This is a genomic window from Providencia sp. PROV061, from assembly GCF_011045655.1.
Classification (GTDB): Bacteria; Pseudomonadota; Gammaproteobacteria; order Enterobacterales; family Enterobacteriaceae; genus Providencia; species Providencia hangzhouensis.
Map to the genome: position 1 here is coordinate 2,037,292 of NZ_CP042861.1, position 23,893 is coordinate 2,061,184.

At 38.5% G+C, this 23,893-nt stretch carries 17 protein-coding genes and 2 tRNA genes; 10 read left to right on the forward strand and 9 right to left on the reverse strand.

Going from position 1 to position 23,893, the window contains the following annotated elements:
* Positions 1-31: 31 nt before the first annotated feature.
* Positions 32-2,818, forward strand: coding sequence for a two-component system sensor histidine kinase RcsC (gene rcsC, locus FVA72_RS09160; RefSeq protein ID WP_232062974.1), 2,787 nt, complete (start codon positions 32-34; stop codon positions 2,816-2,818).
* A 78-nt stretch (positions 2,819-2,896) separates the two neighbouring features.
* Here rcsC and rcsB read toward each other — a convergent pair whose 3' ends face one another.
* Positions 2,897-3,547 carry a response regulator transcription factor RcsB gene (gene rcsB, locus FVA72_RS09165; RefSeq protein WP_004259923.1) on the reverse strand — a complete coding sequence of 217 codons (651 nt, stop codon included), beginning with the start codon at positions 3,545-3,547 and terminating at the stop codon, positions 2,897-2,899.
* Position 3,548: 1 nt separating this feature from the next.
* Positions 3,549-6,242, reverse strand: a complete 2,694-nt coding sequence (gene rcsD, locus FVA72_RS09170) for a phosphotransferase RcsD (protein WP_110591902.1) — start codon at positions 6,240-6,242, stop codon at positions 3,549-3,551.
* Positions 6,243-6,455: 213 nt separating this feature from the next.
* Between rcsD and FVA72_RS09175 the strand changes: the two genes are divergently transcribed.
* From FVA72_RS09175 to lpxL, 3 genes are all read left to right on the forward strand, one after another.
* Positions 6,456-6,543: transfer RNA gene (locus FVA72_RS09175), tRNA-Ser, on the forward strand.
* Between the two features lie 5 nt (positions 6,544-6,548).
* Positions 6,549-6,624, forward strand: a tRNA-Thr gene (locus FVA72_RS09180).
* A 569-nt stretch (positions 6,625-7,193) separates the two neighbouring features.
* The gene (gene lpxL, locus FVA72_RS09185; RefSeq protein WP_004259939.1) at positions 7,194-8,117 is read left to right on the forward strand and encodes an LpxL/LpxP family Kdo(2)-lipid IV(A) lauroyl/palmitoleoyl acyltransferase; all 924 of its coding nucleotides are present in this window, start codon (positions 7,194-7,196) and stop codon (positions 8,115-8,117) included.
* Between the two features lie 483 nt (positions 8,118-8,600).
* Here lpxL and gltP read toward each other — a convergent pair whose 3' ends face one another.
* Together gltP and FVA72_RS09195 are read right to left on the reverse strand one after the other, a co-directional pair.
* Complete coding sequence (gene gltP / locus FVA72_RS09190) at positions 8,601-9,908, reverse strand: glutamate/aspartate:proton symporter GltP (RefSeq protein ID WP_110591901.1); 1,308 nt, start codon at positions 9,906-9,908, stop codon at positions 8,601-8,603.
* Between the two features lie 562 nt (positions 9,909-10,470).
* Positions 10,471-11,133, reverse strand: a complete 663-nt coding sequence (locus tag FVA72_RS09195) for a GntR family transcriptional regulator (protein ID WP_004259949.1) — start codon at positions 11,131-11,133, stop codon at positions 10,471-10,473.
* 401 nt (positions 11,134-11,534) lie between these two features.
* On the opposite strand from FVA72_RS09195, the gene FVA72_RS09200 reads away from it, so the two are divergent.
* From FVA72_RS09200 to FVA72_RS09220, 5 genes are read left to right on the forward strand one after another with little or no spacing between them, the layout of a single operon-like run.
* Entirely contained in the window at positions 11,535-12,776 is a 1,242-nt protein-coding gene (locus FVA72_RS09200) for an NRAMP family divalent metal transporter (protein WP_004259957.1), read from the forward strand.
* 14 nt (positions 12,777-12,790) lie between these two features.
* A complete protein-coding gene (locus FVA72_RS09205) occupies positions 12,791-13,570 on the forward strand; it encodes a LamB/YcsF family protein (RefSeq protein ID WP_110591900.1) in 780 nt (259 codons plus the stop codon).
* Positions 13,567-14,373, forward strand: coding sequence for a putative hydro-lyase (locus FVA72_RS09210; protein ID WP_110591899.1), 807 nt, complete (start codon positions 13,567-13,569; stop codon positions 14,371-14,373). Before FVA72_RS09205 ends, FVA72_RS09210 begins: the two co-directional genes overlap by 4 nt.
* 9 nt (positions 14,374-14,382) lie before the next feature.
* Positions 14,383-15,957 carry a 5-oxoprolinase/urea amidolyase family protein gene (locus FVA72_RS09215; protein ID WP_110591898.1) on the forward strand — a complete coding sequence of 525 codons (1,575 nt, stop codon included), beginning with the start codon at positions 14,383-14,385 and terminating at the stop codon, positions 15,955-15,957.
* Between the two features lie 16 nt (positions 15,958-15,973).
* Positions 15,974-17,713 (forward strand): acetyl/propionyl/methylcrotonyl-CoA carboxylase subunit alpha, encoded by a 1,740-nt coding sequence (locus tag FVA72_RS09220; protein WP_175427117.1) that lies wholly within the window; start codon positions 15,974-15,976, stop codon positions 17,711-17,713.
* Between the two features lie 41 nt (positions 17,714-17,754).
* Here the strand turns inward: FVA72_RS09220 and FVA72_RS09225 are convergent, their stop codons facing one another.
* Complete coding sequence (locus FVA72_RS09225) at positions 17,755-18,024, reverse strand: hypothetical protein (RefSeq protein WP_004259979.1); 270 nt, start codon at positions 18,022-18,024, stop codon at positions 17,755-17,757.
* Positions 18,025-18,427: 403 nt separating this feature from the next.
* Here FVA72_RS09225 and FVA72_RS09230 point away from each other — a divergent pair, with 403 nt between their 5' ends.
* A complete protein-coding gene (locus FVA72_RS09230) occupies positions 18,428-18,970 on the forward strand; it encodes a DUF924 family protein (protein ID WP_110591897.1) in 543 nt (180 codons plus the stop codon).
* Positions 18,971-19,027: 57 nt separating this feature from the next.
* Here FVA72_RS09230 and FVA72_RS09235 read toward each other — a convergent pair whose 3' ends face one another.
* From FVA72_RS09235 to FVA72_RS09250, 4 genes are all read right to left on the reverse strand, one after another.
* Positions 19,028-19,621 (reverse strand): TorD/DmsD family molecular chaperone, encoded by a 594-nt coding sequence (locus FVA72_RS09235; protein WP_004259987.1) that lies wholly within the window; start codon positions 19,619-19,621, stop codon positions 19,028-19,030.
* A 152-nt stretch (positions 19,622-19,773) separates the two neighbouring features.
* On the reverse strand, positions 19,774-20,550 hold the full coding sequence (locus FVA72_RS09240) for a dimethyl sulfoxide reductase anchor subunit family protein (protein WP_004259991.1): 777 nt from the start codon (positions 20,548-20,550) through the stop codon (positions 19,774-19,776).
* A 1-nt stretch (position 20,551) separates the two neighbouring features.
* Complete coding sequence (locus tag FVA72_RS09245; RefSeq protein WP_036958092.1) at positions 20,552-21,169, reverse strand: DMSO/selenate family reductase complex B subunit; 618 nt, start codon at positions 21,167-21,169, stop codon at positions 20,552-20,554.
* Positions 21,170-21,180: 11 nt separating this feature from the next.
* A complete protein-coding gene (locus tag FVA72_RS09250) occupies positions 21,181-23,610 on the reverse strand; it encodes a DMSO/selenate family reductase complex A subunit (RefSeq protein WP_110591896.1) in 2,430 nt (809 codons plus the stop codon).
* Positions 23,611-23,893 lie beyond the last annotated feature (283 nt).

The window sequence follows — 23,893 nt, forward strand, 5'->3', positions numbered from 1 at the left end:
ATCACTTAGACTTTCTCGGGATTTATTTCGTATCCTCGGCTTGATGTTGTGGGGCATGGGTGCTTTTATCACTTTATTTTTCCTTTATTCGCAATTTAATGAATACAAATCTGATCTTCGCCAGCAGTTCTATTCTGGGTATGAAAACCTACAAGTCTATATACAGCAAACGGCGGCGACACTGAATTCTATTCAGTCGATGACTGATCTGTACCAAATAAAGCTGCAAGAATCGACAGAGGAAAATACTTTTACGAGTAAATTTATGGAATTGCCAAATGCCTCTAATTACTCGTTCTATAAATTAACTCCGAATACGGATTGTGATCATTTTAGGGATAAAGCTGAAAACTATTTGCAGGCTTTTGAACAATTGAATTATTTTTGGAAAGAGAGTATTGCAGCGCCTCAAGCTTTAAACCATGTCTTTTTAGTGGGTTCGAAAAGTTATTGTCTGGTGGATTATCCTATTCGTTCTACAATATCGGATATAGAAATACTAAAAAAAGTTAGCTACGAAAGTGTGCGAACTTATCAAGGTTTAAGGCTACAAGGTAAAGAGCGTAAGCTATTTACCATTACGCATGGTGCTCAGCCGGATTATGGGCAGGTTTACTTAATTCAAGCAATCAAGCACGATAATCTGCTCCCCGCATTTATTGGGCTAGAACGTTCAATTAATTTAAATCAATTTAATATACGGCGAAATAAGGCTATCGAAATATTGATAATTAACGACTATAACCAGCCTGTTTTATATTCACCTACAGATATCAATCCTAAGAGCTCTGCATTGCTCAATATTTCTGAGCCTTCATTTTTCGGTTTTAACTCAGATTACTCAAAATTAATCTTCAAAAAAAGGTTAGCACCTTCTCAAATTACGGTCATTTTCTCAATTGCGACGTCGGAAATATTAGCGAGTTTAGAAAACACCATTTTTTACGGTATCCTCCTAAATATTTTTACGGGTGGGCTGATTTTCTTTTTAATTTGGTTACTTGAAAGGAAAATGCTAGAACCCGCAGAGAACACTGCGATACGGCTTGAGGAACATGAACAATTCAACCACAAAATTGTAGCATCAGCACCGGTCGGTATCATCATTTTAAGATTAACAGATGGTGGTAATATTCTCAGTAATGAATTAGCCCATGACTATTTTCGGCTGTTAAATGATGATGATAAACAGCGAATATTGACAATTATTCGCCAAAAATCGAGCAATTATATAGATGTGGTGACAACCAACGGCACACACTTACAAATTAGCTTTGTAAACTCTCGATACCAAAATGAAGATGTCGCTATTTGTGTATTAGTCGACATTAGCATTCGTGTTCAAATGGAAAAATCGCTACAAGATGTAGCCGATGCGGCGGAACAAGCAAACCATGCTAAGTCAATGTTTTTAGCGACAGTTAGTCATGAATTAAGAACGCCGTTATATGGAATTATTGGTAATATAGAATTACTACAACGTTATGAATTACCGGAGAAAGCAACACGCTTAGTCTCAACTATGGATAATTCATCTTCACTTTTATTGCAGATTATTAGTGATATTTTAGACTTTTCGAAAATTGAATCTAAGCAATTGAAAATAGAAAGCAAATTGTTTAATTGTCGAGAGGTTTTTGCGTTTGTATTAGCAAACTACCTGCCATTAGTCACGAAGAAAAAAATATCTTTATATTCTTTTATTGAGCCTAATATACCTGATCTCATTTTGAATGACCCTGTTCGTTTACAACAAGTGATTTCTAACATTGTTAATAATAGTATTAAGTTTACAGAATCAGGTTTTGTATTGCTTTATGTATGGAAAGATGAGAATTATTTAAAGATTGAAATACGTGATTCAGGGATTGGAATGACACATGCGGTGGTCATGAAGTTGTTTGATCCATTCTTTCAAGTTTATGACCAAAATAATATGGGCCATAAAGGAACTGGTTTAGGTCTAGCTATTTGCGAAAAACTGGTTAACCTCATGGATGGTGACATTGAGGTCAGTTCCCAAATTGGACTTGGTAGTTCATTTACTATTCGAATTCCTTTATATGGTCAAGAATATCTTAAGAAAAATATTCCAGAATACCGGGCTCATTATCGGATTGCAGTTTCGTGTCGAAATGAATTTTTAATGAACTTTCTTTTGCGTTTATTAAGCCAAGAACAATTTTCTGTTGTCCGCCATAATGCAACGGATAAGACACAACATTATGATCTCTTAATAACTGATTATGAGCAGGCTGAAAGGGGCATCTGTGAACATCATATCCAATTATCAAGTATTTATGCGGGTGAACTCCATCAAATAAAACAAAACCAGTGGATTTATAATACATATCAATTAGATAAATTACCTATCTTAATTGATAAAGCCATCATGAAAACGGCCGAGCAATCGCTGAAAAATAGTACAGTAAATCCATCATTGGTTGCTGACCATTCGTTAAGTGAACACCATGTATTAATTGTCGATGACCATCCAATTAATAGAGCATTATTGAGTGAACAATTAGCGACTATCGGTTTTACTACAGGCACAGCGATAGATGGGCTAGATGCATTAAAATATTTAGATAATCATCATGTTGATATTGTTTTAACGGATGTAAATATGCCAAATATGGATGGCTACCAGTTGGCAAAGGAACTGCGCCGTTTAGAGTTCAATTTACCCGTTATTGCATTAACTGCTAATGCAATGGCAGAAGAAAAGCAACGCTGTATTAACGCAGGAATGAATGATTGTTTATCAAAACCGACAACAATTGCAATTTTACGTGAGACTTTGACGCGCTATTGTTGAATGTGACTAGAAAAGGACGCAAAAATAAAAACCCATAACTGGGTTTTTATTGGCGTAGTCTTATAGTTAAAATGAAATTTACTCTGAAGGCGAGTTATCAATGCTGACAGAAGAAAGGTAATTCAGTAGCGCTATATCATTTTCAACACCTAATTTCAGCATAGCTGATTTTTTCTGGCTACTGATTGTTTTTATACTGCGGTTAAGTTTCTTTGCAATTTCAGTGACCAAAAAACCTTCAGCAAACAAACGTAGCACTTCACTTTCTTTTGGTGATAAACGTTTATCGCCATAGCCGCTTGCATTGACTTTTTCTAACAGTTTGCTCACGCTTTCTGGTGTGAATTTTTTGCCTTTCTGTAAAGCCGCTAAAGCTTTAGGTAAATCAGCTGGCGCACCTTGTTTTAACACAATTCCTTCAATATCCAGCTCTAAAATAGCGCTAAGAATGGCAGGGTTATTGTTCATAGTGAGAACAATAATTGACAGGTCAGGATAATGCCGCTTGATGTATTTGATTAAAGTAATACCATCGCCATATTTATCACCTGGCATAGATAAATCAGTAACTAGTACGTCTGCGTTTAAACGTGCTAAGTTATTAATCAAAGAGGTTGAGTCCTCAAATTCCCCTACGATATTCACCCATTCAATTTGTTCAAGTGATTTTCTGATGCCGAAAAGAACGATAGGGTGATCATCGGCAACAATGACATTTAGGTTATTCATATTATTGGTTACCTTCTGGCATTAGTTTTTTGACTGAATTATCCAGCACGCTAATGCAATTTTTTATTTCCAATCCGTTTTCATCTGCTATGTAACGCTCCAAATCTTCACAAAGTTCATGAAGATAAGTAAATTCGAGCATAGCAAAAACTCCTTTTAAACGATGTGCAGTGTTTTTCAATTCGGTCAAATCCTCAACACTTTCACTATTATACAGTTTATTAATATCTATCGGTACTGTTGTGATAAACAAATCTCGATATCCGCTATTTGCCAGTGCTAATTGATAACTTGTAATTGCATTTTCAATTGATTCATTCGAGTTCTGTGAAAGCGCTTGAGTACTAACATGGTCTGGAGGCAAAATATCAGCATGCTCATGCTCTGCGTTTTCGATCAATAATGAGATAGCATCAATTAATTCATCAGCAAAATTGTAGTTAGTTTCGATATAATGAGGTTGTAATTGATTAATCCCTAAAAGAGTACCATTTACTTTAACAATATTTTCAAAACATTCCTCATTATTATCAGTTATCAAAAGATCCCAGTCGGTGTGAGGGGAACTTTCACTTAAGTCCAAATATTCTGCTCCATAATTTGTTAATATGTTCCTAACAATCCGTGAGATATCTGCATTATGTATATTTAAGCGTATACAAACATCTTCCAATAAAGCTGGGAAGTCTTTGACGAGCATTTCTTTAGCTGCAGGAAGCGTAATTTCATAATGAGTGCCTATTGCATCACTAGAACGAATAGAAAAAGTACCATTCATTTTTTTAACCAGTAACTTACATAAATAAAATGTAATGCCTGAACGCGTAAAGTTAGAAGCATTCAAAATTTGCCCAGTAAAAGGACTGTGTAAATTACTAAGCTCAAGATTACTGACCCCAGTTCCACTGTCTTTAATACTCAATAAAATTACATTTTTATTGGCATCATAAGATAACGCGAATGAAATTTTTCCAAAAGAGGTTGTCGCAATAGAATAATCCCAAATTAGTTGTATTAACTGTTTTAAATAATCAGGGTTTGCCATGATCAGTGAATCTGGATTGAGATTATTATGAAAATAAAGTGCTAACCCCTTGTTATTGCATTGGGATAAATTTTGTTTCAAAAACTCGCTAACAAGATTACTGATAGAAACGTTTTCAGTTTTTACTGAGCTAGCTTGAGACTCAAGCTGATTTAATAAGTTAATGTTTTTAAACCAGCGATTGATATAAAAAAGCTGACTTTCAATTTCTAAAATAAATGCGCGGTTATTTATGCTGGCTATTTCGGATAATTTAGTTAATTGTTCATCCACCTTAATTAGTGAGGGTAATATCTCAGTACACATATTCTCAAATACAATCTTACGCATGTGAATATTTTTTTTGTACTCACGATTCGCTAATTCTTGACGTTTTTGGGTCAAGGCTTCTTTGTCTTTGTCGATAATAATAAAGAGAACGGTATTGGGTTTTGTCATGCTATTGACAAGAATAACTTCATAGATAATATTCTCGATAGAAACTTGGATAACATCATGGTTTTCTATCGCCATTTCTTTAATGTGAATAAGATCCATAGAAGGTAATAACTGGTTAGCAATATCATTGCTCAGAATCTTTTTGTTAGTATTAAAGTCATAAACCAAAATACCGTATGAAATATGGCTGATAATATCGCTTGTCAATGATTCATTAAAACTCAGCTCTTGCAACATATTTGTATTGGGCGAAATAAGGCGCTTACGAATGAATAGCATGATCAGTAAAGCGAAGAAGATCATAATAAGCATGCCTGTCATTAGCCATAAGTTATAGCCAATAACATTAAAGATAATGCTTTTTAATGAGACATGGTAATAAAGTTGATAGCTGGTGCCATCAATAGGGTGGGAGAAAATGAGGTTAGTTCCGACCCAAGTTGTATGAGGTTCATTGCTTCCTGTGCTTGCAGGGCGTGTATTAATCGTAAAAAAATCCCCATTTAAATTTGGAGGGATCAGTGAATTGATAGAAATATCAAAGGATATGACACTCGTTAGCTGCCCTGGAGAATTAAACATTAGCCGGTAAGTATAGTAAAAAAGGTTATCGGGGGAGTACTTTTGAATATTTGAAATTATTTCCCGTCGGTCTAATAATGTTGATTGAGTCAACATATCAGCACGTTTTTCTTCAGCAGTTAATGTGAGATAACTTTCTTTAAAGCGTAGCTCAGGTTTAAGAATTGAATGAGTGGTCACTAAGACTAGGGTATTGTCTAAGCCATTGAGATAATACATTGAGTTATATTCATTACGGGCTCCCCAGACAATCTCCATATAATTTGCAAGTTTAGATGCTAAAACATTACTACTTTGCTTATTATTGCCAAATACAATAGCATCGATGGATTGGTTGGCACTACTTAGCCAAAAAATATCATGGCGTATTCCTGTCACGGCAAGCTGATCAGCGGATGGGGTAGAGGATTTATTATTGGCAATTTTGTAGATATGGCTTGCTTGATAACGATAATCTTCGATTTGATACGCTAACCGACTAGCCATACTGTTCAAACTAGCCTGACGGCTTTGAACCAATGCTTGATAGTAGTTAAATAGTGATAAACAAAGCATCACTATCAGCAGTAAAATAAATGCTGCGAAAATACGAAAAAGAGTGTTTGGCTTTAATAATGATTGTTTGTACATACTGTAGCAAGTCGTCCCATCGGCAAAAGTATTATTAGGTTAAAAATCATACGCCTAGAGAAAGGATAGACACCGATTTTGCACAGATATTACCATTTTTCTTGGAAAAGATAGAGCAATTGAGTGAAGATTAGCCAAACGAAGTAAAAAAATCAATTTTTTTACTTTCAGGGGTAGACAAGTTGCTGGGATTCCTCCATAATCGCGCCCCATGGAGAGATGGCCGAGCGGTCGAAGGCAGCGGTCTTGAAAACCGCCGATGGGAAACCATCCTAGAGTTCGAATCTCTATCTCTCCGCCATATTCGCCGGCTTAGCTCAGTTGGTAGAGCAACTGACTTGTAATCAGTAGGTCACCAGTTCGACTCCGGTAGCCGGCACCAAATAAGAACCCGTTACATTTAATAGATGTAACGGGTTTTTTCTTGCTTGTAATCCATATTATTTAACTACCTTAAGTCGCTGATGTGACAAACTTCTGGCTCCATCACCAAAAGAACATCAATTTTTCTTTCCATCGCTGATTGTGGTGGCTTCTTGAAAGCACCAATAAAAAGTAACGATTAAATTGACAAAAATCAGCAAAAAAATTCGCAAAATGACAAAAGTGCATATTAATAGTGAGATTAATTAAGCCATATATGTGATAATTTTATCTGTTCCTTGCAGTTTAAGTGATTATGTTGTTGGCCTAACCGATGCATAGTTTTGATGAATAGAAAACGAACTTCACAGAGCTATTTATTAATTAGCCATATTAAAAATCAAATATTGCTTAATGGCTTGGAAAGATTATTCGGCTGTTATCTACTCGAAAGGGAGATGAACTGCAAGGTATTCAGATAGTTATGGGTGAAAACCCATCTTGTTGTAGTAATCATGTTGAATTTAAAAGACTAAATATTGTCTAAAATAGCGTGCATTCTGCAAAGGCGAAGTATTGGGAGATATAATGTACGCCAAAAACCCATTTTCACTGAAATTGGTCCACCCGAAGTATGTAGTAACTTGGGTGGGAGTTTTTATCTTATTTTTATTAGTTCAATTGCCGTATAAATGGCAAATGTGGCTTGGTGCTTTTTTAGGCAGTAATTCACGGTATTTTATTAAAAGAAGAGTATCAATCATTAAGCGAAATTTAGAATTGTGTTTCCCAAATAAAAACAAAAATGAAATAGATACTTTGGTGAATGATAACTTAAAATCTTTAGGTATCGCATTATTTGAAACTGGGATAGCCTGGTTTTGGAGTGATAAAAAAGTTAAAAAATTATTTCAAGTAAAAGGAATGTCCAATTACTTAGATGCTATTGCTAAAAATAAAGGTGTGATTATTGTTGGGGTCCATTTTATGTCACTTGAACTCGGTGGCCGGATTATGGGGCTTTGTTTTCCTGTTAATGCAATGTATCGTCCTCATAACAATAAAGCGATGGAATATATTCAGACAAAAGGACGGTGTCGTTCTGGTAAAGGAATGATTGATCGTAAAAATTTAAAATTTATGGTTCAAGAGTTAAAAAGTGGTAAATCCATATGGTTTGCACCGGACCAAGATTTTGGAAGAAAAGGCACGATATTTGCGCCGTTTTTTTCTGTCAAAAATAGTTCCACGTCAAAAGGAACCTCAATACTTGCTCAATTATCTAAATCTCCAACACTCACGGTAACATTATTGAGAAATAAGAGCGGTGCTAATTATGATTTGGTACTGGGAAAAGAAATACTAGAATACCCAAGCTCTGATGCATTACAGGATGCAACAATAATTAACTCTATCTTAGAGGTTGAAATAATGAAAGCGCCCGAGCAGTACCTTTGGGCTCATCGACGGTTTAAAACCCGGCCTGAAGGGGAAGTGTCGCTTTATAGCTAGTTTTATATTTATCTTATGGCACTTTAAAGTTCATAATAAAAAACGAGATAAACACATGTTTTATCTCGTCTATTAATAATTTATAGCCTTGTTTAGCACAAGGTTATCGTTATAACCAGCTGTGTAGCATAAAGTATGATAATGAAAATATAAAAATTACCATTAGGTGTTGGAGCACCTTTAAAAACAAAAGAAATCTTCTTACTTGATTCATTGTTTCCTGCTTTGGCGAATATAATAAACGGCTAATTAAAACTCTTTTTTAGTGTAGTTCCACTAATAATAAAATACCAATTTCCATTTAAAAAATTAAAAAAATGTGAAATAAATTACACTTAATAAGTAAAAATAACTAAGTTAATGAGTAATTAATAAATAATAAAATATCTGGTCATTTATCACGTAAAATATGTAAAAATCGAATAGCCTTCAATAACGATGTTAATCGAAGACTATTCTAATATAGAGTTACTTTAGAATAAACTAAAAACTTTCTTCATATTCACGAGCTTTTTTATCGTCATAGTTATGTTCCCATTTGGCAATAACAAGTGCGGCTAGGGCGTTGCCTACAACGTTAAGTGCAGTACGTGCCATATCAAGAATTCTGTCAACACCCGCAATGAATGCCAATCCTTCTAGTGGGATACCGACACTTCCTAATGTGGCAAGCAGAACAACAAATGAAACTCCAGGGACACCCGCAATACCTTTAGATGTGATCATAAGGGTAAATACTAAGATTAGTTCTTGCCCAATGGAAAGTTCAATACCATAGAGTTGGGCAATAAAAATAGCAGCAATACTTTGGTATAATGTAGAGCCATCTAAGTTAAATGAATAGCCAATTGGAATAACAAAGCTTGTTACGGATTTAGGAGCACCATATTTTTCCATTTTATCCATAATACGAGGAAGTACGGTTTCAGAACTGGCTGTTGAGTAAGCGAGCAATAACTCATCTTTTAATATTTTCATTAAAGTGAAAATATTTATTCGACAATAACGAGCGACTAATCCTAGTACAACTACAGCAAAAAATATAATTGCACAATGAACGAGGATAACAAGTTTTAATAAAGGAACTAATGATGAAAAGCCGAAGTTAGCGACGGTAACGGATATTAATGCGAAAACCCCGATTGGGGCATACATCATAATCATATTTGTTACACGGAACATTGTTTCAGAGAAAGTCTGTAATACATTGAGTAACGGTTGTTTCTTCTCTGATGGTAAAGAAGAGAGCCCCAAGCCAAATAATACAGCAAAAAAGATGACTGGTAGCATATCACCACTTGCCATCGCTGCGAAAATATTACTCGGAACTAAAGTTAAGATCGTATTAATGATCCCCGAAGGGTGGCTTTCGACTTCTTGAGTGGTTTTTTCATATTGAGAAATATCGACTTGCGTTAATTGCGACATATCGATACCAACACCAGGCTGGAATATATTGGCAAAAGAGATACCGACGATAATGGCAATTGTAGTGATAATTTCGAAATAAAGGATAGTTTTAAAGCCGAGAGAACCTAATTGCTTAGTATTACCAACCCCGGCTATTCCAACAATTAGAGTCGATATAACAATAGGAACAACAATCATTTTGATTAACTGAATAAATATTTTACCTGCCGGGGAAAGAATATTTATAATCAACCAATCTTTGTACTCTGTATTATCATGTAAAAGTGCACCAGCAATAACACCTAAAATAAGAGCAACCAGTATTTGCCATCCTAGGCCAAATTTAAACAGTTTCTTTTTAGTCACTTGGTTTAATGTCATAATGAAATCTCATTTTATATTAATAATTTTTATGTATGCGTTGTTATTATCATAAATTTTATATCGAATATTCGAGAAAACTACAACTATTAACTCGATAAATTTGAGTAATTTCAATATGTAATTTATATCAATATGTTTATTATGTTAAATTTGAGTAGTAAAATGGCGATATATGTTAAATATTATAGATTTTTGTTAATCATTAGTGGGTTTTAAGGTGAAGTTGTCATTTTAGTTAAATGTAAGCAATTGTTTTAAATTGTTAATGATATTGCTTTTTTGTTACTTGTTTTTTCGCGAATAAAACTAGATAGAGTGAAAAACAACCTCTAAAAATAATTTTTTTATTGAAAAGTCAGCAGAATATAATTTTCTGTATAACTCATTCAATTTAATAAGTTAATAAAAAAAAATTTAATTTGAGTTAATCATGATTAGAAGAATAGGAATTATTAAAATATCAAGGTATGACTATAAATGACCACCTACTAAAGTTTATGTAATGAAATTAGTAAGGGATGAGCGAGTTAAATAAGAAAACTATTAATATTAAAGCAACTCAAAGTGCAGATTGTTTCCGTTTAAATGCAGCGAGTAATGTGCGTTCAGAAAGGTCTAAGTAATCACGTAACATATTAGAGGCATCTAAATTTTGGCCAGAGTCTAATAATCTAAGAATAGAATGGTTTTTATCAATATAGGGAGCATATAAAATTTTAGGGTCATTAAGATGACCAAAGGCCAGCCGTAATTCAGCGGATACATTACGGTATAATTTAATTAAGCGTTCGCTGTCAGATAGCTCAACAATGGCAGTATGAAATTTCATATTTGCAGTTCCTACACCCACCCAATTTTCTGTCTTTTCATGTTCACGAGCTTCTTGAACAGCATCTTTCATTTTTTGAACTGATGGATGCAAGGCATATGCATGAGTTAGTGCATCACATTCAATGAGTCGGCGAACTTGATAAATATCGATAATGGCAGCCATATCAGGCACTGAGACAAATACGCCCTTATTTGGGGCATAAGTTAATAAACCTTCCTGTGTGAGTACGCGAAAAACTTCTCGCAATGTATTTCGAGAAATATCGAGTTCCTCACTTAATGCTGCTTCAGATAAGCGTTGACCTGGTGTGATCTCCCCAACTGTTATCTTATGGCGTATAACTTCTGCAATTGTGACAGATAAAGTTTGTGCAACAGGTTGTTTTTTCATAATAAAGGCTAATTTTAGTCTCAGGGGTGATAAGGCGTTATATTCACATATTCAAGTTATAGCAGCAAGTTTCCTTTCTCTTTTACTTATTCCATTCCATATTGCACAAGAATAGTGAAATTTAAATTTATTGCATCAATTTGGTGCAAGTTGCTTAATAAGCAATATGGTTTGTCAGCCAAAATTGTTAAAAAAGTGATCTCGTCTTGATTTTTAAACCAGCAATTACGATTTTTATTGATTGTTTATTCATCATTTAATACTAATTGTTCAACAATCTATTAAAAATGAATTAACAATACAGCTAACAAGTAGAACAATGGCACGATAATTGCCTTAGTGATTGTGACATCAACAACTACATCAATAATTAAAACAATAACTATTAGAGGAGTATTCATATGGCAGCTCAAGAAAGTGCACCAAGTACTGCTGAATATGTGAAAAGCCGCCGTTCATCACTGATAAGCGCAATCTTTTTAATGGCAACCTCAGCCATTGGGCCTGGGTTTATCACACAAACTGCGACTTTTACCGTGACATTAGGAGCCGCTTTTGCCTTCGGGATATTAGCGTCTATTGTGATTGACTTCATTGTGCAGCAAAACATATGGCGGGTTGTTACCCTGACTAAAATGCACTCATCCGAAATTGCGAATGCCACAATTCCTGGGAGTGGTTATTTATTAGCGATATTAGTTATTTTTGGCGGGCTAATATTTAATATTGGCAATATAGCTGGTGCAGGTTTAGGGCTTAATGCGTTAGTCGGCTTAGACCCGAAATGGGGCGGTTTGATTAGTGCATTATTGGCAATTTATATTTTTTCTTCTCGTAAGGCCAGTACCTTTATCGACAGGTTAATCATTGGGTTAGGTGTAGTGATGATTGGCTTAACTTTATTTGTCGCTATCGCATCAAACCCACCTGTTGGGGAAGCATTACGTCAAAGCGTATTACCTGACACAGTTGATTTTGCCATGATAACCACTATTGTTGGGGGCACTGTTGGGGGATATATCTGTTATGCAGGCGCTCATCGCTTATTGGATAAAGGCGCAGTAGGTATTGAAAACATTAAAGTTGTTTCTAGCGCAGCCACAAAAGGCATCTTAGTTGTTGGGTTGATGCGTTACATTTTGTTCTTGGCTATCTTAGGTGTGGTAGCCAGTGGTGTGACTATTGATATTTCAGGGCATGCTGCAAACCCTGCATCTCAAGCATTTCAGGCTGCCGCTGGTAATTTTGGTTTACGTATTTTTGGTTTAATTCTATGGGCTGCTGCTCTCACCAGTGTGATTGGTGCGGCGTATACCTCAATGAGCTTCCTAACGGCATTTAAGTCCTCTATTACAGAAAGGCAGCGTAATGTTGCAACTATTATATTCATCGCAGTTTCTCTGATTGTTTATTTATCCATGGGAACAGCCCCCGCTGCATTATTAGTTTTTGCTGGTGGTTTCAATGGGTTAATTTTACCTATTGGTTTAACTTTATTTGTTTATATCGGCTGGAAGCGTTCAGATTTAATGTCGGGTTACCATTATCCACGTTGGCTATTATGGTCAGGTGTCGTGACATGTGCACTAACTTGGTATATGGGCGCGATGTCTGTCGGTGCAATCTTTAATTATCTGAAATAACTCAAGGAGTAGCCATGAAAAAGCAAATTGATTTAAATAGCGACCTTGGGGAGAGTTTTGGACAATGGGAAATGGGCAATGATACCGCCATTCTTCCCGTTGTTAGTAGTGCGAACATTGCCTGCGGTTTTCATGCAGGCTCACCTGAAGGGATATTAAAAACCCTTAACGCGGCGAAGGAAAATGGTGTTGCTGTTGGTGCTCATGTTGGTTATCCCGACTTAGTGGGATTTGGTCGACGTAATATGGATATTGCATCGAGTGAATTAACCGCAGACGTGATTTATCAAATTGGTGCATTACAAGGGTTAGCAACCGCAGCAGGGGCACAAGTTTTATATGTTAAGCCTCATGGTGCACTGTATAACACGATTGCTCATGATAAACGCCAAGCAATGGCCGTTATTGATGCGATATTAGCTATTGATAAGCAATTGATATTAGTGGCATTAGCAGGGTCACCATTAATTGAGTGGGCAAGAGAATGTGGCTTAAATGTGGTCGCAGAAGCTTTTGCTGATAGAGCTTATAACAGTGATGGCACATTAGTATCTCGAAAATTAGCTGGTTCAGTATTACATGACCCACAGATAGTTGCAGACCGCATGTTGCAGCTGGTCATGGAAGGCGGTGTGATGTCAATTGATGGAAAATTTACACCTGTTGATGCGGGGTCAATTTGTGTTCATGGCGATAGCCCTGGTGCTCTTGAAATGGCAAAACAGGTGCGTGCCGTACTAGAAAAACAAGGTATTGAAATTTATGGTTTTGCTCACAAAGGAGATCATGAATGACACAGCTAATGAAGGCATCACTGCAGGCCATTGAAGCCGCTCGCCGTGCACGCCAAGCTATCCGTGAGGGATATGACAAACCAACAGCAGGCCTTGCCCCAGGCATGACCCAAGCCAATATGATTGCATTGCCACGTGACTGGGCATTTGACTTCTTATTATACGCTCAGCGTAACCCAAAGAGCTGCCCTGTTCTTGATGTATGTGAGGCAGGGAGCTGGCAAACGGTTTTAGCTGAAGGCGCCGATTTACGTACTGATATTCCACGTTACCGTGTGTGGGAAAAAGGACAGCTAGTAGATGAAATTACGGATGCGACAGAAATTTATCAGCAACATCCTGATTTAGTAACTTTTTTAATTGGTTGTAGTTTTACATTCGAAACGCCAATGATTGAAGCGGGTATTGATGTACGGCATATCACGGATAAATCCAATGTTCCTATGTATAAAACCAATCGCTTATGTCGTCCAGCAGGGCGCTTACAAGGTGAATTAGTGGTTTCAATGCGACCAATACCCGCACACCGCGTTGCTGATGCAGTAAGTATCACTGGCCGGTTTCCTGCAGTGCATGGCACTCCTGTTCATATTGGTGTGCCAGAACAATTAGGTATTGCTGACATTATGCAGCCTGACTTCGGTGATGCGGTTCGTATTGAAGAGGGCGAAATTCCCGTTTTTTGGGCTTGCGGTGTAACGCCTCAAGCGGCAGTAATGAAATCTGGGGTTCCATTCGCATTAAGCCATGCACCCGGTTACATGTTTATTACGGATGTACCTGATGCCGCATATCACATATAGAGGTGCCAATTGAGATTTTTACCCGTCAATTTAAGTGCTTTTATGGTGGAGTTGGAAAGTCTTGAACAAACAATGGCATTGACTGATTCTTTAACAGAAATGCCCATCTATGGGATTGATGAAATAACACCAGCAGCAAGGACTATTTTAATTCGTTACAACCCGTTCAGGATTGATGTCAATGAGTTGGTTGAAAAGATATCGGTTAGGGATGTGTCGAGAAGAGTTGGTAAGGCCAGTAAATTGGTCACTATCCCTGTTCATTACAATGGAGAGGATCTTTCGGATGTTGCAGCGCATTTAGGGATATCCACTGCAGAAGTGATACGTCGTCACACAGAAAATGAATTTCAGGTTGCATTTAGCGGTTTTGCTCCGGGTTTTGGTTACATGGTGTCGAAAGGCGCTAATCTGAATGTTCCAAGGCGTCAATCACCAAGAGTGCGTATCCCTGCGGGATCTGTTGCCTTAGCCGGGGAGTTTAGCAGTGTTTATCCACAAGCTAGCCCAGGGGGATGGCAGTTAATCGGTGTGACTGATCTATTAATGTGGGATATCAATCGACCAGAACCCGCACTCGTTCAGGCAGGCATGCGGGTAAACTTTGTTGATGCAACAAAAAGCCAGATTAGCTATAGCTTGCCAACTAAAGTAAGTATTGAAAAAAATGCTGAGAATGTCAGTGCTGATTTAACCGTTTTAGCGACAGGATTACAGATTTTATTTCAAGATTTAGGGCGTATTGGCCAATCAGCATTAGGTATTTCAGAATCTGGCAGTATGGATAAATCGGCATTGCGTAGTGCAAACCGTATTGTGGGGAATAAATCAGACTCCGCCGTTTTAGAGATAACGCAAGGTGGGTTTAAGGCACAAGTGCACAAAGACCTTATTATTGCAGTGACTGGTGCGCCTTGTTCTATTGAGGTTATTACGGAAGAACACCAACAATATCAAGTTAATACTTATCAACCGATTCATTTAGCAAAAGGCGACACCATTAAATTAAGCCGTCCGAACAAAGGTGTACGTAGTTATTTCGCTGTGCGGGGTGGTTTTAATATTGAACCTATTTTATCGAGTTGCTCGTTTGATACGCTGGCGCAAGTTGGCCCAGCCCCAATCAAGGTAGGTCAAACATTAACGGTTAGCACTGATTCGTCTCCATTAGCCGTTTCATTAAATGAGACACCTGCTTTTGATTACCCAGCAGAAAATGATGTTGTGGTTTTGGATGTGATATTGGGACCTCGAACGGATTGGTTTACAAAACAAGCCGTTGGCCAACTAACAAAGCAATTATGGCAAGTCACTGCGTCATCAAACCGAATAGGCCTGCGCTTATCTAGTGAAAAACCGTTAGAGCGCGAACAACTACAGGAGCTACCGAGTGAAGGGACTTGCATTGGGGCTATTCAAGTGCCAGCAAATGGCCAGCCCGTTTTGTTTCTCAATGACCACCCTTTAACTGGCGGTTATCCCGTCATTGGCGCGGTATGTGAATACCATTTGGATTTAGCAGGGCAAATCCCTGTGAATGCCAAAATACGTTTTAATCCACTTGGTGAATTTAAAGTATTATAAGGGAGCCATTGTGCTTATGAAAATGAATAACAACAAAAAACATAAAGTATTGATTGCTAATCGAGGCGAAATTGCAGTTCGTATTATCCGTGCATGTCGTGATTATGGTTTCCAGTCTGTTGCGGTTTATGCGGACAGTGACATTGAAGCTCTCCACGTCAAAATGGCTGATGAAGCCTACGGGCTTGGGGGAAACTCGCCAGCAGAAAGTTATTTAAATATTGAAAAGTTGATTAGTATCGCTCAGCAGTCTGGTTCAACCATGGTGCATCCGGGGTATGGTTTTTTATCTGAACGCGCTGAATTTGCGCGTGCAGTTGAAGGCGCAGGGTTAATCTGGATTGGGCCTAGCGCAAACAGCATTGATATACTAGGGGATAAGGTTCAAGCTCGCCATATTGCAATGCAAGTCGGTGCACCGCTAGTGGTTGGTACAAAAGACCCTGTGAATAGTGCACAAGAAGTACTAGAATTTGCTCATCAACACGGTTTACCTATTGCCATTAAAGCAGCATTTGGTGGCGGTGGCCGAGGGCTAAAAGTAGCTTGGCAACTCCATGAAGTTGAAGAACTTTATCATTCAGCTGTGCGCGAATCTACTGCGGCATTTGGCCGAGGTGAATGTTTTATTGAACAATTTTTGCATAACCCTCGGCACATTGAAGCCCAAGTTATTGCAGATACGCATGGTAATGTGCTGGTGGTGGGAACACGTGACTGTTCACTACAACGGCGTAATCAAAAACTGGTTGAAGAGTCACCAGCCCCTTTTTTATCTGAGAACCAACAACAGCAAATTGTCCAAGCCTCAACGGATATTTGCCGCAAAGCGGGCTATGTGGGAGCAGGAACCGTTGAATTTTTGCTAAGCCAAGATGGAACGCTGTCATTTTTAGAAGTGAATACGCGCTTACAGGTTGAGCACCCAGTCACAGAGGAAACCGCAGGGATTGACTTAGTGATTGAGCAGCTACGTATTGCGGAAGGTTTACCTTTAAGTATTAATGAGATGCCGACTCCTCGAGGGCATGCGTTTGAATTTCGTATTAATGCCGAAGATGCTGGGAATGGTTTTTTACCGACCCCAGGCACTATTACTGTTTTTGATGCACCAACGGGGCCGGGAGTCCGTGTTGATAGTGGCGTAACGGCAGGGACTACAATACCGGGTACCTTTGATTCATTAATGGCCAAATTAATTGTCGTGGGGAGTACTCGTGACCAAGCCATTTCGCGTGCACGTCGAGCACTGGCAGAATTTAATATTGAAGGCGTTGCATCCGTATTACCATTCCATCGTGCAGTAATAGAACAAGCTGATTTTTGTGATAATTTTAGCGTACATACGCGTTGGATAGAGACTGAATTTAATGTGGAAATTCCACCAGCAAAACGGCAAATTCCATTATCGGATCCTGCGATGACTCGTACTTTTATTGAAATTGATGGGAAGCGTTGTGAGTTAGGTTTGCCCACTCAACTTTTTTCTGGTTTCTCAGTCAATAATTCAGCGGCATCCCATTCAGCCCCTCAATTAGTTGATAATCCTGATGCGGTCAACGCACCTATTTCCGGGATATTATTTAACTGGCTGATCCCTCAAGGAAATAATGTTTCTGAAGGGGATGTCATTGGTGTAATGGAAGCCATGAAAATGGAAGTGCAAATTGTTGCACACCGAACAGGAACGTTGAAGTATTGCGCTACTAAAGGGGATTTTGTTGAAGCAGAAAGCCCAATAGCTGAAATTATTTAGTTTGATGCCAATTAAGTTTGAGCTAAAGGAGTTAGCTCAAACTAACGGGAAATTCGCTCTGGCAGCGTTCTTAGAGGAAGATGAGGCGCAGGAATAGCATGTTTTTCTTCAGCGGTCATTTCATTGCTATCGCGGTAAACCTCACCACAGAGAAAGTAGAGATTCGGTCGTTTTGATTCTAGGTATTTTTTTCGGCTCATGCATTGTTCTTGTGTAAAAATAGTTTCAGTCACCGGTAATGCATCGCATGAATCCGTACCACAAGGGCTAACCCATAACGCCCAACCAATGAGTACCATATGTCCTGCCATTTACATTGCCTTCCTTAATAAGAACCAATATGAACCGCTGAAAGTGATGACTGCAAGTAACTATCTAATTCACATACGCATTATAGGTTAAATTCTAACATTGAGTTAACCAAATGTATGTATTTAGGCATGATGAATTGTTTCATTCACACTAAAAAGCAAATCGTTATAAATTAAAAAGTTGGGAATTATCATAAGTAGAAAATAAATGATTTGATAATAAATAAAGTAGTATATTGTTAAAATTACACTATCAATATTGCATGTTTTTTTGGTGTCAGATCGCAAAAAAACAAAATAATTATCTACAAACAGCCGATATTAGAGCTCAAGCCTGTCAATTAAGGCTATTTTTAACTAGGATTATGACAACCTCTAATAAGAAAATAGATAGGAATAAATCATGAATGCCATGGAAGAAGTGCTTTCATTTTGGTTTGAGGAATCGACACCAAAACAATGGTTTGAAAAAAGCGCTAAGTTTGATTTGACGATAGCACAACGGTTTGCTCATATCTGTGAACGCGCAGCTAAGGGAGAATTAGCTTATTGGCGGGCATCTATTCGTGGACGTTTAGCGGAAATTATTGTTCTAGACCAGTTTTCACGTAACTTATGGCGTGATACACCACGGTCTTTTGCTCAAGATGGGATGGCTTTAGCATTAGCGCAAGAGGCGATTAAGCAACATGATTATAACCTTCTGACGCTGTCACAGCGCAAGTTTGTTTTAATGCCATTTATGCACTCTGAATCCAGTTTTATACATTTACAGGCGGTTGAGCTATTTCGCATGCTGGGTGATGACGGTACATTAGATTTTGAAATGAGACATAAAGCGATTATTGATAAATTTGGCCGTTATCCTCACCGTAATGAAGTTTTAGGTCGGCCATCAACACAAGAAGAAATTGCATTTTTACAAGAGCCAAACTCTTCTTTTTAGACTAAAACCAAATGAGCCCATATTTTGTTTAACTAGCTCATTTGGTTTAGTTTTTGTTTAGCGAAATAATTCAGCCCTGACTGGCGATAATTCTAATTTCAATTGTAGTGATTTGAGGTAAATTTCAGTGATCTGTGCAAGGCTAGGGTAAAAAGTGGACTCTGTTTTGCTTTGCTGCACTAGCTCTAAATAGCGATACGCCCAAGGTAACAAATGTTGCTCAAATAGAGCAATAACAGCGCTGTCGTCCTCTTGCTCTGCTAACGCAGAAACTGCCATCATCATTAAGCCAAATTGGTCTTCAGGTTCACGGATTCCAGTATCAGTGACTAAACCTTTCGCTTGCAAAAAGTCGCGATAAGCCGCAGTTGACTCACCCATAACAGTATTATCATGCTCTAAGTACACAGAGCCCCAAGGCGGAGCAGGCATACTGCCTTGTCCTTCGAATAAGATGGAATAATCATAAGAGATATCATCAGGTTGTGTTTGTGACAACGAAGTACAAATAGCCTGAATTTTCTCTGGGTTATCCCATGTACATAACTGTGGTAGTTCACCCAAGACAGAGTAAACGTTACGTAAAGTGTCCGATTGCGGAGGGTAGTAGAAAAACGCACCAAGGATGCGGATCATTGTCGTGTCAATCATATTATTTTATCCGTCTTATTTCGCGCTAAAGCATGACATCATTATTTAATTTCCAGCTACTGTATCAATGCAGGTGGTGTTGAAGATATCTAAACAAAGAACCCCAAATGGGGTTCTTTTATGAAACACTATAACATAGTAATAACAATGCCTTACATGGTTATTTGCCACAAATTATAGAATGCAATGCGGCCAGCCAGTTCAGCTAATAATACTGCGGCGGCACAAGTTGCTAATGTCGCTTTTGGTGCGCGGTGCTTTAACGCCATACCAACGAAAGCAGCTAAAGCAATAGCTAAAACAACAACTTGGAAGCCCCAGAAGCCTGTTTGTTCACCGCTAAGAGCGGGACCTGTTTCTGCTAAAAAGGCTTGATAACCCGCACGGCTTGCAAAAATAGCAAAAGTACCAATTAAGAACGAAGCAATACCTAAGCCACGAGCACCGATTGCAATGGCGAGCGCACCGCCACCGACTAACATCGTCATCCACATTTGCAGTGTGGTATAACCGGTGTCCCAGTTAGCAATAGTGGCGATGTTGTATACTTGAGGTATTGACCAAACAAATGCAAGTCCAGAAACTACCGCGGCAATATTAGCCAGCTCACGTAATAACGTATGTTTGAAAAACAGCGTAAAAAATAACGTTGCAGCAGCGCACCCAACAAATACGCCACTTAAGAACGCTTCATTACTCATTGGCGAACGGCCTACACCTAATAACATATTAAAGAAGCGTAGTGGCTGGCCAACGTGTAACCCACCGATACCTAAACCAATTATCATAATGATAAAGGCCACGATATTGGCAGTTTTTAGCTGATTATCGTCAATAGAACCCATTCTACGGCTAATATAAGCGAGTAAGAAAAGCCCAGCAGCGGACTGTCCTAAGACGGTGAAAAAAACGAGTGGTAATTCATGCATCTTACACCTCCGCAGGGTTTTTTAATTCGCCACTTTTATCGCCAAATGGCTTCGCATCTTTATGTGGTTTGATGACAATATTCGGGTTCGTCAGGCTTGGGTCTGGCATTGGAGCAATGCCACACTCTGTGCCGTGTAACTCACGAAGAACATTAATATCATCAAAATCTAAAGCACGCTGCGGGCAAGATTCAACACAAACAGGTTTCATCCCTTTTGCGACGCGCTCATAGCAGCCGTCGCATTTACTCATTAGTTTCTTCTTCTCATCAAATTGTGGGGCGCCATACGGGCAGCGCAACTCACAATAACGGCAACCAACACAAATAGATTGGTCAACCACGACTAAACCATCTTCTTCTCGTTTATGCATTGCACCGGTTGGACAACCCGCGACACATGTCGGGTTTGAACAGTGGTTACATGAAATAGAAAGATAGTAACTAAAGACATTTTGCTGCCAAATACCATCTTGTTTTTGCCAACTACCGCCACCGAACTCGTAGACACGACGGAATTTTGGGCCTAAATCTAAATCTTTTTCATCCTTACAACTGACTTGGCATGTTTTACAGCCAGTGCATTTTGTGGAGTCAAAGTAAAAGCCATATTGTTTCATCATTCAACTCCTTAAGCGCGTTTAACTTCAACAAGGTTAGTATGTTGTGGGGTACCTTTAGCCAATGGCGAAGGAACATGCGAAGTCAGTGTATTGATACAACCACCGATATCTAGCCCATCATTATTAAGAGTACGCCATGCACCTTGTGGAACGGCGATAACACCGGGTAATACACGCTCTGTCACTTTCACTTTAATTTGAATACGACCACGATCATTAAATATTTCAGCCATATCACCATTATTCAAGCCGCGTTGCTGGGCATCGACTGGGTTGAGCCAAAACTGATGTGGAATGGCTTCACGTAGCATAGCAACATTGTAATATGATGAATGCACATGGCCTTTATCATGAAAGCCGGTCATTAATAGCGGATGCTTTTGTTGGCTTGCTTGGGCTTCAACACCTTCTTTATTGACGCAATACTCAGGAATGGCAGGAATACGTTGGCCTTCTGGTAATTCCCAATTTTTAACACGTTCAGCTAGTTGTTCTGAATAGATTTCCACTTTACCTGACGGCGTTTTCAATGGGTTATTGATTGGGTCGTCACGGAATTTCTTCAATGCAATATTTTCTGAACTGTTCAGGAACTTACGGTCGATAATACCCGCACCGTCGGTTTCGCTGAATTCAGGTAAATGAGGCATTTTTTCACGTGTTTTGTTATAACAGAACTCAATCCATTCAGCGTAGGTACGGCCTTCGGTGAATTGTTCTTTTACACCCATTTTTTCAGCAATTTCTGCTAACACATCGTAATTAGGGCGATTTTCCCACAGTGGCTCAATGGCATTTTGTAGGCGAACTAAATAATGATACGCACCACTTGCATAGGAGTTATTGATTAAATCGTTGGTTTCTACAGTTGTGACATCCGGTAACAATAAGTCTGCATATTTTGCGGATGGGGTATCATGGTTATCCCATACTAGAATGAATTCACATTTGGATTCATCTGCAAGTATTTCATGGGTTTTATTTAAATCGCCATGTTGGTTACCAATGACATTACTGGAGTAGCACCACATAAACTTGATGTCGTTGTTTAGTTTATCGACACCTTTAATGCCACCATTCTCTGCGGTCAATTCTTTCCCGCGAACAATTGCTTCTGACCACATATAAGTCGGAATCAAGGCTTTTACTGGGTTAGGTAAAGCAAAACCTGCAACAGGATAAGCGTAGCTGTTACCCCACAGCCCAGTGTTAGTTCCTGCACGACCAATGTTCCCAGACATCAACGGTAACATCATAATAGAACGACAAGCTTGCTCGCCATTCTCTGTGCGCTGTAAGCCCCAGCCTTGTGAGATCCATGCTCTATTTGCATTACCGATTTCACGTGCAAGTTGTTTAATACGTGCGACTGAGATACCCGTTAATTTGCTCGCCCACTCAGGGGTTTTTGCGATGCCATCAGGGCCATTACCTAAAATATAATCTTTATATGATGCATTGCGTGGTGCAGAAGCAGGTAAGGTAGACTCATCCCAACCAACACAATAGTTGTTTAGGAATTCTTCGTCAGTCAGGCCTTCTTCAATCATGACATAACCGAGAGCAGCAACTAATGCAGCGTCAGTACCTGGGTAAATAGGTATCCATTCTGCGCCAAGCGTTGTGACGCTATCAGTGCGACGCGGGTCAATGATAATAACTTTTGCTTTGCTTTTATCTAACGCATTGAGGGTTTCGTAAAATTGACCGCCCCCAGACATACGCGTTTCAGCAAGGTTGTGACCAAACATGACGACTAAATCTGAGTTTTGGATTTCAGATAAATAGGATTCTTCAATACTGCCATATACGTAAGGCGTGATTTCCATTAATTGCGCATATGAATATGTGCCATAATCACCCAAGAAACCACCGGTTAAGCTTAATAAACGTTTACAAGCAGCACGACCGTGTAAGTTTGCGCCTGTTGAACCCGAGCCATATTGATAGTAAATGGCATCACTTCCATATTTATCAATAGTATACTGCAGTTTTTCGGCGATAATGGTTGTTGCCTCATCCCATGAGATCTTTTTAAATTTACCTTCACCGCGTTTACCAACTCGTACCATTGGGTATTTTAAACGGTCTGGGTTATAGGTTTTCCAGCGCACTGAACGGCCACGCAAACATGGGCGGATTTGGTGTTCACCTAACGTTGAGTCGTCATACATTGTTTCATTGGAAATGCGGCTGATAACACCGTCTTTCACATGAACTTTTAATGGACAGCGGCTACCACAGTTTACTAAGCATGCGCTATAGCTGATTTTTTCGCTGACTTCGTCAGGCATGATCGCTGGTGTTTTTGCTTGAGCAGCAAAAGGAAGAGTGATTGAGCCAGCAACAGCAGCGACACCCGCAACGGTTGCAGAGGTTTGTATAAACTCCCTCCTGCTCAGTTCTCCAAATTGAGTATTTATTTTATTTTTATGCATTGACATTGCCTATATGTAAATAACAACATTACTTTCTTGTTTTATATGTTAAAAAAAGTTTCTGTTGAGTTACATGACTTACATCAATGTTATCCCTGATAAGATAAATGTATTTATTTAATTTATAAGGATTTTTTGTTCGCTATAACATAGATTAGTTCTATTTCTATTAACTATCGAAGTATTAATTATTATATAACGATTGGGTCAAAAGTAAGGAAAAAGAGGGATATCTCCCTCTTTGAAATACTACTTTAGGTGTAGATGGATAAGAAAATTTAAC

What these genes read in the sequence shown, in the direction of transcription:
- lpxL (WP_004259939.1), top strand. Translation starts at nt 7,194, where the DNA reads ATGTACGCCAAAAACCCATTTTCACTGAAATTGGTCCACCCGAAGTAT.
- FVA72_RS09250 (WP_110591896.1), bottom strand. Translation starts at nt 23,610, where the DNA reads ATGCATAAAAATAAAATAAATACTCAATTTGGAGAACTGAGCAGGAGG.
- FVA72_RS09230 (WP_110591897.1), top strand. Translation starts at nt 18,428, where the DNA reads ATGAATGCCATGGAAGAAGTGCTTTCATTTTGGTTTGAGGAATCGACA.
- FVA72_RS09245 (WP_036958092.1), bottom strand. Translation starts at nt 21,169, where the DNA reads ATGAAACAATATGGCTTTTACTTTGACTCCACAAAATGCACTGGCTGT.
- FVA72_RS09210 (WP_110591899.1), top strand. Translation starts at nt 13,567, where the DNA reads ATGACACAGCTAATGAAGGCATCACTGCAGGCCATTGAAGCCGCTCGC.
- gltP (WP_110591901.1), bottom strand. Translation starts at nt 9,908, where the DNA reads ATGACATTAAACCAAGTGACTAAAAAGAAACTGTTTAAATTTGGCCTA.
- FVA72_RS09235 (WP_004259987.1), bottom strand. Translation starts at nt 19,621, where the DNA reads ATGATTGACACGACAATGATCCGCATCCTTGGTGCGTTTTTCTACTAC.
- FVA72_RS09200 (WP_004259957.1), top strand. Translation starts at nt 11,535, where the DNA reads ATGGCAGCTCAAGAAAGTGCACCAAGTACTGCTGAATATGTGAAAAGC.
- rcsD (WP_110591902.1), bottom strand. Translation starts at nt 6,242, where the DNA reads ATGTACAAACAATCATTATTAAAGCCAAACACTCTTTTTCGTATTTTC.
- FVA72_RS09195 (WP_004259949.1), bottom strand. Translation starts at nt 11,133, where the DNA reads ATGAAAAAACAACCTGTTGCACAAACTTTATCTGTCACAATTGCAGAA.
- FVA72_RS09240 (WP_004259991.1), bottom strand. Translation starts at nt 20,550, where the DNA reads ATGCATGAATTACCACTCGTTTTTTTCACCGTCTTAGGACAGTCCGCT.
- FVA72_RS09225 (WP_004259979.1), bottom strand. Translation starts at nt 18,024, where the DNA reads ATGGCAGGACATATGGTACTCATTGGTTGGGCGTTATGGGTTAGCCCT.
- FVA72_RS09220 (WP_175427117.1), top strand. Translation starts at nt 15,974, where the DNA reads ATGAAAATGAATAACAACAAAAAACATAAAGTATTGATTGCTAATCGA.
- rcsB (WP_004259923.1), bottom strand. Translation starts at nt 3,547, where the DNA reads ATGAATAACCTAAATGTCATTGTTGCCGATGATCACCCTATCGTTCTT.
- FVA72_RS09205 (WP_110591900.1), top strand. Translation starts at nt 12,791, where the DNA reads ATGAAAAAGCAAATTGATTTAAATAGCGACCTTGGGGAGAGTTTTGGA.